The sequence below is a fragment of the Streptomyces sp. GDS52 genome, from assembly GCF_052246875.1.
Lineage (GTDB): Bacteria > Actinomycetota > Actinomycetes > Streptomycetales > Streptomycetaceae > Streptomyces > Streptomyces cathayae.
Map to the genome: position 1 here is coordinate 5,657,418 of NZ_CM125966.1, position 13,905 is coordinate 5,671,322.

General features: G+C 72.0%; 11 protein-coding genes. 6 read left to right on the forward strand and 5 right to left on the reverse strand.

The features are described from left to right. Nucleotides 1-8: 8 nt before the first annotated feature. Nucleotides 9-704 (reverse strand): maleylpyruvate isomerase family mycothiol-dependent enzyme, encoded by a 696-nt coding sequence (locus tag ACTWJ9_RS25795; RefSeq protein WP_279336653.1) that lies wholly within the window; start codon nucleotides 702-704, stop codon nucleotides 9-11. A gap of 223 nt (nucleotides 705-927) precedes the next feature. On the opposite strand from ACTWJ9_RS25795, the gene uvrA reads away from it, so the two are divergent. Continuing rightward, nucleotides 928-3,921 (forward strand): excinuclease ABC subunit UvrA, encoded by a 2,994-nt coding sequence (uvrA, locus tag ACTWJ9_RS25800; protein WP_388701674.1) that lies wholly within the window; start codon nucleotides 928-930, stop codon nucleotides 3,919-3,921. Between the two features lie 88 nt (nucleotides 3,922-4,009). On the opposite strand, the gene ACTWJ9_RS25805 is transcribed toward uvrA, so the two are convergent. Continuing rightward, a complete protein-coding gene (locus tag ACTWJ9_RS25805; protein WP_279336655.1) occupies nucleotides 4,010-4,918 on the reverse strand; it encodes a carbohydrate kinase family protein in 909 nt (302 codons plus the stop codon). Continuing rightward, on the reverse strand, nucleotides 4,915-6,036 hold the full coding sequence (locus ACTWJ9_RS25810) for a LacI family DNA-binding transcriptional regulator (protein ID WP_279336656.1): 1,122 nt from the start codon (nucleotides 6,034-6,036) through the stop codon (nucleotides 4,915-4,917). Before ACTWJ9_RS25810 ends, ACTWJ9_RS25805 begins: the two co-directional genes overlap by 4 nt. Nucleotides 6,037-6,257: 221 nt before the next feature. On the opposite strand from ACTWJ9_RS25810, the gene ACTWJ9_RS25815 reads away from it, so the two are divergent. Next, nucleotides 6,258-6,677: a Rieske (2Fe-2S) protein gene (locus tag ACTWJ9_RS25815; protein WP_279336657.1), complete on the forward strand. Its 420-nt coding sequence runs from the start codon at nucleotides 6,258-6,260 to the stop codon at nucleotides 6,675-6,677. Between the two features lie 31 nt (nucleotides 6,678-6,708). Here the strand turns inward: ACTWJ9_RS25815 and ACTWJ9_RS25820 are convergent, their stop codons facing one another. Further along, entirely contained in the window at nucleotides 6,709-7,656 is a 948-nt protein-coding gene (locus ACTWJ9_RS25820; RefSeq protein ID WP_279336658.1) for a hypothetical protein, read from the reverse strand. 472 nt (nucleotides 7,657-8,128) lie between these two features. After that, a complete protein-coding gene (locus tag ACTWJ9_RS25825; RefSeq protein ID WP_387042199.1) occupies nucleotides 8,129-8,344 on the reverse strand; it encodes a hypothetical protein in 216 nt (71 codons plus the stop codon). Nucleotides 8,345-8,514: 170 nt separating this feature from the next. On the opposite strand from ACTWJ9_RS25825, the gene uvrC reads away from it, so the two are divergent. Genes uvrC through whiA form a run of 4 tightly spaced genes read left to right on the forward strand, consistent with a single transcriptional unit; the run spans nucleotide 8,515 to nucleotide 13,707 of the window. Further along, on the forward strand, nucleotides 8,515-10,641 hold the full coding sequence (gene uvrC / locus ACTWJ9_RS25830; RefSeq protein WP_443294821.1) for an excinuclease ABC subunit UvrC: 2,127 nt from the start codon (nucleotides 8,515-8,517) through the stop codon (nucleotides 10,639-10,641). Then, nucleotides 10,638-11,660, forward strand: a complete 1,023-nt coding sequence (gene rapZ / locus ACTWJ9_RS25835; protein WP_279336661.1) for an RNase adapter RapZ — start codon at nucleotides 10,638-10,640, stop codon at nucleotides 11,658-11,660. The genes uvrC and rapZ overlap by 4 nt, the downstream gene beginning before the upstream one ends. Continuing rightward, nucleotides 11,657-12,727: a gluconeogenesis factor YvcK family protein gene (locus ACTWJ9_RS25840; RefSeq protein ID WP_279336662.1), complete on the forward strand. Its 1,071-nt coding sequence runs from the start codon at nucleotides 11,657-11,659 to the stop codon at nucleotides 12,725-12,727. The genes rapZ and ACTWJ9_RS25840 overlap by 4 nt, the downstream gene beginning before the upstream one ends. After that, nucleotides 12,718-13,707: a DNA-binding protein WhiA gene (gene whiA, locus ACTWJ9_RS25845; RefSeq protein ID WP_279336663.1), complete on the forward strand. Its 990-nt coding sequence runs from the start codon at nucleotides 12,718-12,720 to the stop codon at nucleotides 13,705-13,707. Before ACTWJ9_RS25840 ends, whiA begins: the two co-directional genes overlap by 10 nt. Nucleotides 13,708-13,905: the final 198 nt, after the last annotated feature.

Sequence of the window (13,905 nt, forward strand, 5' to 3'; positions counted from 1 at the left end):
CGGTCAGCCTATAGCGGAGGAAGGGCGGGCAGCGTGCCGTTCTTCACCGTCAGTCCGGAACCGTCGCGGCGTCCGGCGAGCCAGCCGAGCAGGTCGGCGGCCGGGCCCTCCACCTCGACCTCGACCGGGCCGTCCGGCGCCCCGCCGCCGGTGGTCCAGGTCCGGCCGTCATCGGTGGTCAGCCGCGTCGTGGGCACGTCCCGGTGGCCCTTGAACCGTGCCACCAGGAAGCGGATCTCCCGTTCGGTGAACTCCGCCGAAAGATCCTCCAGCTCGTAGCCGATGCCGAGGTCCACGTGGTGGAGCTCCACCTCGATCAGGCGCCGGAACGGTACCCGGGCCGCCCGGTCCGTGACCCCGTTGCGCAGTGCCACGGTGCGTGACCAGTCCGCAGGCGCCGCGCCCACCTCCTGGAAGCGGGCCCCGGTCTCCCGCACGTCCGCGAGCTGGACGTCGAGGGGGCGCGGGGCGTCCCGCTCGATGTCGGCCTCCCGGGCCTCGGCGGAGGCGTACATCGGACGCCCCTCCAGGACGTTCACGAGGGCGTCCGCGTTGCGGGCCAGGTGGGCCAGCACATGGCCACGTGTCCAGCCGGGAAGCCGTGACGACTGGGTCACAGCGGCGTTGTCCAGGGTGCCGACCGCGTCGAGCAGCCGCTCGGTCGCGTCATGGACGGATGCCAGGTCATGAGCGTGATCGGTCATGGGATCGACCCTAGTCCCGTCACACCTTCGGGTGAAGGCGGCGCAGAAAGGCCGGAAATCGAATACACGTGCTATAAACTCGTATCCGGCGTCGGGCATGCTGGAGAGCCGGGGATTGTTGTCAACCCGTGAATCCGACCGGCGTTGTCAGTGGCTCGCCCTAGTGTGAGAAAGCACGGGGGTCCCGCCCCTGTCACTTCTCTCAAGAAAGGTGCGGACCGGCGTGGCCGACCGTCTCATCGTCCGTGGAGCGCGCGAGCACAACCTGAAGAACGTCTCGCTCGACCTCCCCCGCGACTCGCTCATCGTCTTCACGGGCCTGTCGGGGTCGGGCAAGTCCTCGCTGGCCTTCGACACGATCTTCGCCGAGGGCCAGCGGCGCTACGTGGAGTCGCTCTCCTCGTACGCCCGGCAGTTCCTCGGCCAGATGGACAAGCCGGACGTCGACTTCATCGAGGGCCTGTCCCCGGCGGTCTCCATCGACCAGAAGTCGACCTCGCGCAACCCGCGCTCCACGGTCGGCACCATCACCGAGGTCTACGACTACCTGCGGCTGCTCTTCGCGCGCATCGGCAAGCCGCACTGCCCCGAGTGCGCCCGGCCCATCTCGCGCCAGTCGCCGCAGGCCATCGTCGACCGGGTGCTGGAGCTGCCGGAGGGCAGCCGGTTCCAGGTGCTCTCCCCGCTGGTGCGCGAGCGCAAGGGCGAGTTCGTCGACCTCTTCGCCGACCTCCAGACCAAGGGCTACTCCCGCGCGCGGGTGGACGGCGAGACCGTCCAGCTCTCCCGGCCGCCCACGCTGAAGAAGCAGGAGAAGCACACCATCGAGGTGGTCGTCGACCGCCTCACGGTGAAGGACAGCGCCAAGCGCCGGCTCACCGACTCCGTCGAGACCGCGCTCGGCCTGTCCGGCGGCATGGTCGTGCTCGACTTCGTCGACCTCCCGGAGGACGACCCCGAGCGCGAGCGCATGTTCTCCGAGCACCTGTACTGCCCGTACGACGACCTGTCCTTCGAGGAGCTGGAGCCCCGCTCCTTCTCCTTCAACTCGCCCTTCGGCGCCTGCCCCGAGTGCACCGGCATCGGCACGCGCATGGAGGTCGACCCGGAGCTGATCGTCCCCGACGAGGAGAAGAGCCTCGACGAGGGCGCCATCCACCCCTGGTCGCACGGCCACACCAAGGACTACTTCGCCCGTCTGATCGGCGCCCTCGCCGAGGCGCTGGGCTTCCGCACGGACATCCCCTTCGCCGGTCTGCCGCAGCGCGCGAAGAAGGCCCTGCTCAACGGCCACAAGACCCAGGTCGAGGTCCGCTACCGCAACCGGTACGGGAGGGAGCGCCGGTACACGACGGCCTTCGAGGGCGCCGTCCCCTTCGTCAAGCGCCGGCACAGCGAGGCCGAGAGCGACGCCAGCCGCGAGCGCTTCGAGGGCTACATGCGCGAGGTGGCCTGCCCCTCCTGCGCGGGCACCCGCCTCAAGCCCATCGTTCTCGCCGTCACCGTCATGGAGAAGTCGATCGCCGAGGTCTCGGCCATGTCGATCAGCGAGTGCGCGGACTTCCTCGGCGCCCTCAAGCTCACCGCCCGCGACAAGAAGATCGCCGAGCGCGTGCTGAAGGAGGTCAACGAGCGGCTGCGCTTCCTGGTCGACGTCGGCCTCGACTACCTCTCGCTGAACCGCGCCGCGGGCACGCTCTCCGGCGGCGAGGCCCAACGCATCCGCCTGGCCACCCAGATCGGCTCCGGCCTGGTGGGCGTCCTGTACGTCCTCGACGAGCCGTCCATCGGCCTGCACCAGCGCGACAACCACCGGCTGATCGAGACCCTGGTCAGGCTGCGCGACATGGGCAACACGCTCATCGTCGTCGAGCACGACGAGGACACCATCAAGGTCGCCGACTGGATCGTCGACATCGGTCCGGGAGCCGGCGAGCACGGCGGCAGGGTCGTGCACAGCGGCGCACTGAAGGAACTGCTGGACAACGCGGAGTCGCAGACCGGCCAGTACCTGTCCGGCAAGAAGGCCATCCCGCTGCCGGAGGTCCGCCGCCCGCAGGACCCGGCACGCCGGCTCACGGTGCACGGCGCCCGCGAGAACAACCTGCGGGACATCGACGTGTCCTTCCCCCTGGGGGTCTTCACCGCGGTCACCGGAGTCTCCGGCTCCGGCAAGTCCACCCTGGTCAACGACATCCTGTACACCCACCTGGCCCGCGAGCTGAACGGCGCCCGCAGCGTCCCCGGCCGGCACACGCGGGTGGACGGCGACGACCTCGTCGACAAGGTCGTGCACGTCGACCAGTCGCCCATCGGCCGCACCCCGCGCTCCAACCCGGCCACGTACACCGGTGTCTTCGACCACGTCCGCAAGCTGTTCGCCGAGACGGCCGAGGCCAAGGTCCGCGGCTACCTGCCCGGCCGCTTCTCCTTCAACGTCAAGGGCGGGCGCTGCGAGAACTGCGCGGGCGACGGCACCATCAAGATCGAGATGAACTTCCTCCCGGACGTGTACGTCCCGTGCGAGGTCTGCCACGGCGCCCGCTACAACCGGGAGACCCTGGAGGTCCACTACAAGGGCAAGTCCGTCGCCGACGTCCTGAACATGCCGATCGAAGAGGCCATGCACTTCTTCGAGGCCGTCCCGGCGATCTCCCGCCACATGAAGACGCTCCACGACGTCGGTCTCGGGTACGTCCGGCTCGGCCAGGCCGCCACCACCCTGTCCGGCGGTGAGGCACAGCGGGTCAAGCTCGCGAGCGAGCTGCAGAAGCGCTCCACCGGCCGCACGGTCTACGTCCTGGACGAGCCGACCACGGGCCTGCACTTCGAGGACATCAGCAAGCTGCTGGCGGTCCTCTCCGGTCTGGTCGACAAGGGCAACACGGTCATCGTCATCGAGCACAACCTCGACGTGATCAAGACCGCCGACTGGGTCGTCGACATGGGCCCCGAGGGCGGCGCCGGTGGCGGCCTGGTCGTCGCGGAGGGCACCCCCGAGCAGGTCGCGGCCGTCTCGACCAGCCACACCGGCAAGTTCCTCCGCGACGTCCTGGGAGCGAACCGGATCAGCGACGCCGCCTCGGTGCCCGCCCCCCGCAAGACGGCGGCGAAGACCGCGGCGAAGAAGACGGCCGCCGCCCAGGCCACCACCCGCAAGACCGCGGCGACCGCCAAGACCGGCGCCAAGGCGACGCCCCGGGCGGCCAAGGCCTGATCCCGCGGGACGCTCCCGCGCGGTGCCCCGCGGGAGCGTCCCGCGGGGCACCGCGCGAAGGCTCGGCCCGACGGCTCGGGCAGTGCGCTCAGCCCGCCAGCTCGTGGGCGTACGGGGGTTCCGCGCCCGCGCGTGAGCAGGTGATCGCCGCCGCGCGGGCCGCGAAACCGAGCACGCCCCCCCATCCGTCCGCGCCCAGAGCGGACATCTCCCGCTCACCGAGCGCGTCCCGGGTCGCCAGGCCGTGCAGCAGCGCCGCGTTGACCGTGTCGCCCGCGCCGATCGTGTCCACCACCTCGACCGGCTCACCCGGCACGGAGTGCTCACCGCCGTCCCGGGTGAAGGCGGTCAGCCCGTCACCGCCCCGGGTGACCACGACCGCCGCCGGACCGGCCGCCAGCCACTCCTCGGGGGTGCCGCCGAGCCACCGGGCGTCCTCCTCCGACAGCTTCAGCAGCGACACCGACGGCAGCCACCTCTCGAACCGGGCCCGGTAGGCGTCGGCGTCCGGAATCAGCCCCGGCCGGATGTTGGGATCCAGCGTCGTGAACACGCCGCGCGCGTGAGCGGCGCGCATCAGCTCCTCGTACGCGCTCGCCCCCGGCTCCAGCACGAGCGAGCAGGTGCCGAAGGACACCGCGCGGGTGCCGGGCGGCAACACCCGGGGTGCCGTGAACAGCCGGTCCGCGGTCCCCTCCACGTAGAACGAGTAGACCGCGGAGCCGTCCGCGCCGACCGTGGCGACGGCGAGCGTCGTCGGTTCGTCGCCCCGCTGCACCGCCGAGACCGCCACACCGGTCTCGCGCAGCCGGCCCAGCAGAGCCTCGCCGAAGGCGTCGCGGGACACCCGGGAGCAGAACGCGGCGGGGGAGCCGAGGCGGCCCAGCGCCACCGCCGTGTTGAAGGGGCCGCCGCCGAGTGCCGGCGTCAGTGCCGCGAGCGCGCCCGCGCCCCGCGGTACCAGGTCGATCAGTGCCTCACCGGCTACGACGATCACGAGGGGTTCCCTTTCTCGGGCTGCTGGTTCTCGGGCTGCCGGGTCTTCTGCCCGGGCCGCTGTGTTTGCGGCGGCTGCGGGGGCCGGGCGTGCTGCTCCGGCCGGTCCGGGCAGCCGCAGGAGGTGCGGTGCACGAAGGTGCAGGCGAGCCGTACCGTCCGCGCGGGTCGGTCCGGCGCGGCGAGACGGTCCAGGAGCACCTGGACGGCCCGGGCGCCGATCTCCTTGCCGGGCTGGGCGATCGCGGTCAGCCGGGGCGAGAACAGGTCCGCCCAGGCGAAGTCGTCGAAGCAGCACAGCGCGATGTCCTCGGGCACCGAGAGGCCGTGGGCGCGCAGGGCGCGCAGCGTGCCGATGGTCATGGCGTTGTTGGCGGTGACCAGCGCGGTCGGGGGAGCGCCGAGGGACAGCAGGGCACCGGCGGCCCGTTCGGCGCCGGCCGACTCGGAGTCGCCGTGCACCAGGAGCCGCTCGTCGAACGGCAGCCCCGCGTCCGCGAGACCGTGCCGGTACCCGGTGATCCGCTCGGACGTGGTGCTGAGCCCCGGCAGCCCCGCCACCAGGGCGATCCGGCGGTGGCCGAGCCCGGCGAGGTGCGTGACCAGGCGGGCCACGGGCTGCGCGCTCTCGGCGCAGACCTGGTCGAAGCGCGGACCGCCGCCCTCCGGGTCCTCGACCACCCGGTCGAGGAACACGGCCGGCACCCGGTGGCGCCCGAGGTAGGCGAGGAGTTCGCGCGGATGCGCGGAAGGCGCGACGATCAGGCCTTCCACCCGGCGCTCGTGCAGCAGCTGGACGACCTTGCGCTCGTGCTCCGGGTCGTCGTGCGGGTCGGCGATGAGCAGGCTGTAGCCGCGCTCCAGGGCAGCCGCCTCGATCCCCTGGAGGATCTCGGTGAAGTACGGGTTGCTGATCGCCGACACCGCGAGCCCGATCGAGCGGGTGCGGGAGGTGACCAGCGAGCGGGCCAGGGTGTTCGGGGTGTAGCCGAGCTCCTCCACGGCGTCCAGGACCGCCTGGCGCGTGTGCGGGAGCACCGGCCGGGTGCCGTTCAGGACGTGCGAGACGGTCGCGACCGAGACACCGGCGCTCCGCGCCACGTCCGTCATGGTCGCCATCGCCCGCTTCCTTTCGTGTGCCGACTGCCGACTGCCGTCCCCGCGGCGCCGTGACGAGGAAGGTATCCCATCCGGCGGTGGACGTAAACGCTTGCGCAAGCGTTTACGTCCAGCGATAGGAGCCCGCCCGCCTGGTGGCCCACCCGCTCCCCACCCGGAAACCGGAACGACCGCCCCCGGTATGGTCGGCCTCGTACAACCGTCCGACCAGTGGAGTTCCCATGTCCGGCCGACCCGCCGCGAGCCGTCGTACCGTTCTCAGAGGCGTGGCCCTCACGTCCGTCGCCGGACTCGGCCTCACCGCCTGCGGGGCCCCCGAGGAGAGGCTCGCGCCGCCGACCGAGCCCGTCGAGCTCGGCGCGGAGAGCGAGATCGCCCCGGGGAGCACCAAGCTGTTCCGGGACCACAACGTCGTCGTCAGCCGGGGCGCGGACGACTCCTTCACGGCCTACAGCACCGTCTGCACGCACGCGAGCTGCGCCGTCGGCAAGCTGGAGGGGACGAAGCTGATCTGCCCCTGTCACGGCAGCGAGTTCGACGCCACCACTGGCAAGGTGCTGCGCGAGCCCGCGGTGGCGCCGCTGACACCGCTCTCCGTGGAAGTGCGGAACGGCACGATCATCGCCGGCCCGCAGGCCTGACCGAGCCGGCCGCTCCGGCCCCCGTCCGGCCTCAGTCCCAGTCCCAGCCGATCCCCACGTACCCCGACCGTAGTCGCGGTTCGACCAGGTGCACCGAACGGTGCAGGCCGCTCACCGCCAGCTCCTGGTGACCGCCGCGCGGTGCCGCCGCGGAGTGCTGGGCGAACCGGTGGCAGCGCGCGGGCAGCGCCCGGGCGTCGAAGCACACCTGGAGCGCGTACTGGCCGCCGGGGGAGTCCGCCCCGTGCACGTACTCACGGGAGACGCCGGCCGTGCCGTCCTCGACGGCGTAGCGGAAGAGGAACGTGTCACCGGAGCGCAGCCGGGTGTCGAAGAGCAGTTCGGCCGCGAGCACGCCGGTGTCCTGCTGCAGGCGGATCCGGCCGGTGCGGCAGTTCTCCAGGGCGTGCACGGTCATCCGGGCCGGCGCGGAACCGGGATCGCCGTGGTGGACGGCCACGAAGCGGTCGACGCCGTCCCGGTGGGCGCGCACGATGTGGTGCGACTCGCGCTCCGCGAGCTCGCGGTGTGCCCCGATCAGGACCCGCTCGTGGTGGGCCAGAGTGTGCAGCCCGCTGTCCCGGGTGACGCCGAGTTCGGCCAGCAGTCCCGCCAGGACGCCCGAGGCCTCCACCAGCGAGCGGTAGGAGCGGCCCGCCGGGCCGCGGTCCGGCGCCTGATCGCCGGAATCCGCGAGCAGGCGGATCAGCGACTCCTCCGGCAACTGCAGGATCTCCTCCAGGGCCCGTACGGCGCGCAGCGATTCGGGGCGCTGCGGGCGGCGGGCGCCCTGCTGCCAGTAACTGAGGCTGGTGACGCCCACCTTCACGCCGTGGCGCGACAGATGGTGCTGCACACGCTGCAGCGGCAGTCCGCGGGCGGCTATCGCGGCCCGCAGGGCGACATGGAAGGGCCCGCCGCGCAGGACCGAGTCCAGTTCCGCGGTGACGGTGTCCGTGTGCGGTGTGGCGTGCGGCATGCAGGGGCCTTTCTCTGAATGTCCACAACGGCTGGTCAGACCGTTCGCTCGGGGCACCCCGGGTCCGCCCCCGTGATCGGGTAAAGTGCCTGCCATGCGTTGCGAGAACCAAGCGCGCATACCGTGCCGATCGGGAACCAGGACGGCACACCTGAGCTTTGCTCAACAAACCGGGCAGGTTCCGTCCCGGCTGGCGCTGAGGGAGTAGGACCTCGCAGGTCGCTGACCTGTGGGGCTTCCTGAGCCAGGAATCCCCCTGCTTCAGCTGGGGGGAGGGTTCAAATCCGTACGCCGTCGTTCAGGGCCCCGAGTTCCCCGTATTAAAGCGTGTTGACCAAGTCCCGACAACACCTGACGCCCGACGGAGGCGCACCCGCACGGTGTGTACATGAGTGGCACACAGCTCAGGGGCCGTACCGGACCCGAAGGTCGGTACGGCCCCTGAACTGCGTCTCTACCGCGGCTGAGCTCCCTAGGAGCGGCCGGTTCGCCCGTGGTCGTCCGCACGGCGCGCGCGCAGGCGCTTGGCGCGCACGATGGCGGGATCGCGCGGGTCGAAGGGGCCGAACGCGTCGAAGGGGCTGAACCGGTCGAAGGAGTCGAGAAGGGCGGCCGTCTCGTCCGCGTCCCGGCGCGCGCGGGCCGGCAGCCGTCGTTTTTCGACCTGTGTCCGTCGTGTCTGCCGCATTTGACCAGCCTCCGACTCGTGACCGGGTCCGCTTCCCGTCCTGCGGCCTGCCATCAGGCCGGACCTCCCACCTTCCCGCTTCCCGGCGGCCGTAACCTTCCGGAGCGGGGCCCGGCCGGTGGTTCCGCCGCCCCGCCGCGGTGTCGGTCCCCGCCAGTAGGGTGTGAGACATGGCCGACCCCTCCAGCTACCGCCCCAAACCGGGTGAGATCCCCGACTCGCCGGGGGTCTACCGGTTCCGCGACGAGCACCGCCGGGTGATCTACGTCGGAAAGGCGAAGAGCCTGCGCCAGCGCCTGGCGAACTACTTCCAGGACCTCGCCGGACTCCACCCGCGCACCCGCACCATGGTCACCACGGCCGCCTCCGTGGAGTGGACGGTGGTGTCCACGGAGGTCGAGGCGCTCCAGCTGGAGTACTCCTGGATCAAGGAGTACGACCCCCGGTTCAACGTCAAGTACCGCGACGACAAGAGCTACCCGTACCTCGCGGTGACGATGAACGAGGAGTTCCCGCGCGTGCAGGTGATGCGGGGTCACAAGAAGAAGGGCGTCAGGTACTTCGGGCCGTACGGGCACGCGTGGGCGATCCGCGACACCGTCGACCTGCTGCTGCGGGTCTTCCCGGTGCGCACCTGCTCGGCCGGTGTGTTCAAGAACGCCGCCCGCACCGGACGCCCCTGTCTGCTCGGCTACATCGGCAAGTGCTCGGCGCCCTGTGTGGACCGGGTCTCCGCCGAGGAGCACCGCGAGCTCGCCGAGGAGTTCTGCGACTTCATGGCCGGCCGCACCGGCACCCATCTGCGCCGCCTGGAGCAGCGGATGACCGAGGCGGCCGAGGACATGGAGTACGAGCGGGCCGCCCGGCTGCGTGACGACATCGGCGCCCTGAGGAAGGCCATGGAGAAGAGCGCCGTCGTGCTCGCCGACGCGACCGACGCCGACCTGATCGCGGTCGCCGAGGACGAGCTGGAGGCGGCCGTCCAGATCTTCCACGTCCGCGGCGGACGCGTGCGCGGCCAGCGCGGCTGGGTCACCGACAAGGTGGAGGAGATCACCACCGGCGCCCTCGTGGAGCACGCCCTGCAGCAGCTGTACGGCGAGGAGACCGGCGACGCCGTGCCGAGGGAGGTCCTGGTCCCCGCGCTGCCCGACCCGGTGGAGCCGGTCCAGGAGTGGCTCACCGGGCGGCGCGGGTCGGGCGTCTCCCTGCGGATCCCGCAGCGCGGGGACAAGCGGGCCCTGATGGAGACCGTGCAGCGCAACGCCCAGCAGGCTCTCGCCCTGCACAAGACCAGGCGCGCCTCCGACCTCACCACGCGCTCGCGCGCGCTGGAGGAGATCGCCGACGCCCTCGGCCTGGACAGCGCCCCGCTGCGGATCGAGTGCTACGACGTCTCGCACCTCCAGGGCGACGACGTCGTGGCCTCCATGGTCGTCTTCGAGGACGGGCTGGCCCGCAAGAGCGAGTACCGCCGCTTCCAGATCAAGAGCTTCGCCGGACAGGACGACGTCCGCTCCCTGCACGAGGTGATCACCCGCCGCTTCCGGCGCTACCTCGCCGACAAGGAGAGGACCGGCGAGTGGACCGCCGGCACCGGGGCGAGCGACGGCACCGGGGTGAGCGACGGCGTGACCGACGGAGTGGACGGTGCCCCCGTCGGCGGCCCCGGTGAACCGTCCGCGAACACGCTCACCGAGGACGACGGCCGCCCCAAGCGCTTCGCCTACCCGCCCCAGCTCGTGGTCGTCGACGGCGGCGCCCCCCAGGTGGCGGCGGCCCGCAGGGCCCTGGACGAGCTCGGCATCGACGACATCGCCGTGTGCGGCCTCGCCAAGCGGCTGGAGGAGGTGTGGCTGCCGGACGACGACGACCCGGTGGTGCTGCCCCGCACCAGTGAGGGCCTCTACCTGCTCCAGCGGGTCCGCGACGAGGCCCACCGCTTCGCCATCGGCTATCAGCGCGTCAAGCGGGCCAAACGCTTCCGCTCCGGTCCGCTGGACGATGTGCCGGGCCTCGGGGACACCCGCAAGCAGGCACTGATCAAGCACTTCGGGTCGGTGAAGAAGCTTCGCTCGGCGACGATCGAGCAGATTCGTGAAGTTCCTGGTATAGGTCGCAAAACGGCCGAGGTGATCGCCGAGGCCCTCGCCGGGGCGGCCCCGGCCGCCCCCGCCGTGAACACGGCGACGGGCGAGATCATGGATGACGTGGAAGAACCCGGGAAGACACCGGGTTCCCCCGGGGAGCCCGTGTCCGCGGGCGCCCCGGACGACCGACGGGGGCTGGAGAGATGACCGAGCACGAGACACGCCGGAACACAGGCCACGAGACAACCCACGGCACACCCCAGGACGCGGCACAGGACGCGGGCCGGGGCACACACGACGAGACGCACCAGGACGACGGAGCACAGGTGAATACGGGCAAGGAAAAGGCCGGGGCCGCCGAGACGGCGATCCCCGAGCTGGTGATCATCTCCGGCATGTCCGGGGCCGGCCGTTCCACGGCCGCGAAGTGTCTGGAGGACCTGGGCTGGTTCGTCGTCGACAACCTCCCGCCCGCGCTGATCCCCACCATGGTGGAGCTCGGAGCCCGCTCCCAGGGCAATGTGGCCCGGATCGCGGTCGTCGTCGACGTCCGCGGCCGGCGCTTCTTCGACAACCTCCGCGAGTCGCTCGCCGACCTCGACACCCGGGGCGTCACCCGGCGGATCGTTTTCCTGGAGTCCTCCGAGGAAGCCCTGGTGCGCCGCTTCGAGTCGGTGCGCCGCCCGCACCCCCTCCAGGGCGACGGCCGCATCGTCGACGGCATCGCCGCCGAGCGGGAACTGCTGCGCGAACTGCGCGGCGACGCCGACCTGGTGATCGACACCTCCAGTCTCAACGTGCACGAGCTGCGCGCCAAGATGGACGCCCAGTTCGCCGGTGACGAGGAGCCCGAGCTGCGGGCCACCGTGATGTCCTTCGGCTTCAAGTACGGCCTCCCGGTCGACGCCGACCTGGTGGTGGACATGCGGTTCCTGCCCAACCCGCACTGGGTCCCCGAGCTGCGCCCCTTCACCGGCCGGCACGAGGAGGTGGCCGCGTACGTCTTCAACCAGCCCGGCGCCAAGGAGTTCCTCGACCGGTACACCGAACTGCTGCGGCTGATCGCCGCGGGCTACCGCCGTGAGGGCAAGCGCTATGTGACCATCGCCGTCGGCTGCACCGGCGGCAAGCACCGCTCGGTCGCCATGTCGGAGAAGCTCGCCGCCCGCCTCGCCGCGGAGGGCGTGGAGACGGTGGTCGTCCACCGGGACATGGGCCGGGAATGACCGCACGTACTCCGCGGCTGCACCGACTGCGCCGGGCGCAGCCCGAAGGGCGCGCCGGCCGGCCGGTCGAGGCCCGCGGGGCCAAGCCGCGACGCCGGGGCGCCCAGCCCAAGGTGGTGGCCCTCGGCGGCGGCATGGGGCTGTCCGCCTCGCTCGCCGCGCTGCGCCGGATCACCGGCGACCTCACCGCCGTCGTCACCGTGGCCGACGACGGCGGATCCAGCGGACGGCTGCGCGACGAACTGGGTGTGCTGCCGCCCGGCGATCTGCGCAAGGCGCTGGCCGCGCTGTGCGGCGACGACGACTGGGGCCAGACCTGGGCCCGGGTCATCCAGCACCGCTTCCAGTCCAAGGGCGACCTGCACGAGCACGCGGTCGGCAACCTGCTGATCGTCGCCCTGTGGGAGCAGCTCGGCGACCACGTCCAGGCCCTGGACCTGGTCGGCCGGCTGCTCGGCGCGCACGGGCGGGTGCTGCCCATGTCCGCCGTGCCACTGGAGCTCCAGGCGCTGGTCAAGGGGCACGACCCCGAGCGTCCGGACGCCGTGGAGACCGTCCGGGGCCAGGCGACCGTCGCCCTCACCCCCGGCGAGGTGCAGTCCGTGCACCTCGTGCCGAACGACCCGCCCGCCGTCCCCGAGGCGGTCGCGGCGGTCCTCGACGCCGACTGGGTGGTGCTCGGTCCCGGTTCCTGGTTCTCCTCGGTCATCCCGCACCTCCTGGTGCCCGAACTGCTGGAGGCGCTCGTCGAGACGCGGGCACGCCGGGTACTCTCCCTGAACCTCGCCCCGCAGCCCGGAGAAACCGAGGGCTTCTCCCCGCAGCGTCATTTGGAGGTTTTGGGACGACACGCCCCTAAACTCGCCCTGGACGTGGTGCTGGCCGACGAGGCCGCCGTACCCGACCGCGATGTGCTGACCGAGGCCGCGAAGGGGTTCGGCGGTGCCGCGGTCGAGTTGGCGCCGGTGGCCCGGCCCGACGGAAGCCCCAGGCACGACCCGGAGCTGTTGGCCGCCGCGTACGACCGTATTTTTCGGATGCATGGAAGGATCGGCCCATGGCGATGACGGCAGCGGTGAAGGACGAGGTTTCCCGGCTCCCCGTCACCCGGACCTGCTGCAGGAAGGCGGAGGTCTCCGCCATGCTGCGGTTCGCCGGCGGCCTTCACCTGGTGAGCGGGCGCATCGTGATCGAGGCGGAGCTGGACACGGCGATGGCCGCCCGCCGCCTCAAGCGGGACGTCCTGGAGATCTTCGGCCACAGCTCCGAACTGATCGTGATGGCACCGGGCGGGCTGCGCCGCGGCTCGCGCTATGTCGTCCGGGTGGTCGCGGGCGGCGACCAACTGGCCCGCCAGACCGGCCTGGTGGACGGCCGGGGCCGCCCGATCCGAGGCCTGCCCCCGCAGGTGGTCTCGGGGGCCACCTGCGACGCCGAGGCGGCCTGGCGCGGGGCCTTCCTGGCGCACGGCTCCCTCACCGAGCCGGGCCGCTCCTCCTCCCTGGAGGTGACCTGCCCCGGCCCCGAGGCGGCGCTCGCCCTGGTCGGCGCCGCCCGCCGGCTGTCGATCGGCGCCAAGGCCCGCGAGGTGCGCGGTGTGGACCGGGTCGTCGTCCGTGACGGCGACGCGATCGGTGCCCTGCTCACCCGGCTCGGCGCCCACGACTCGGTGCTGGCCTGGGAGGAGCGCCGGATGCGCCGCGAGGTGCGCGCCACGGCGAACCGGCTGGCGAACTTCGACGACGCCAACCTGCGCCGCTCGGCCCGTGCGGCCGTCGCCGCCGGTGCCCGGGTGCAGCGCGCCCTGGAGATCCTCGCCGACGACGTCCCGGAGCACCTCGCCGCGGCCGGCCGGCTGCGCATGGAGCACAAGCAGGCCTCCCTGGAGGAGCTGGGCGCGCTCGCCGACCCGCCGCTGACCAAGGACGCCGTCGCCGGGCGGATCCGCCGGCTGCTCGCCATGGCCGACAAGCGCGCCGCCGACCTCGGCATCCCGGGCACGGAGGCCAACATCGGCGAGGAGCTCGCCGACAACCTCGTCGGCTGACCCCTGACCCACCTGTGGCCGGACGGCGACGGCAGTGTGCACGGCCGTCGCCGTCCGTCAAGGGGGACCGGAGGTTTCCGGTCGAGCCGGAAGGGGCCGCGGGGCCCGATGGGAGGCCCGACAAGGCGCATCGGACTGGGCGGTCCATGCCTTACTGGTGGGTAATGGGCGTCGTGCCGGGTATGCATCGACTCAATG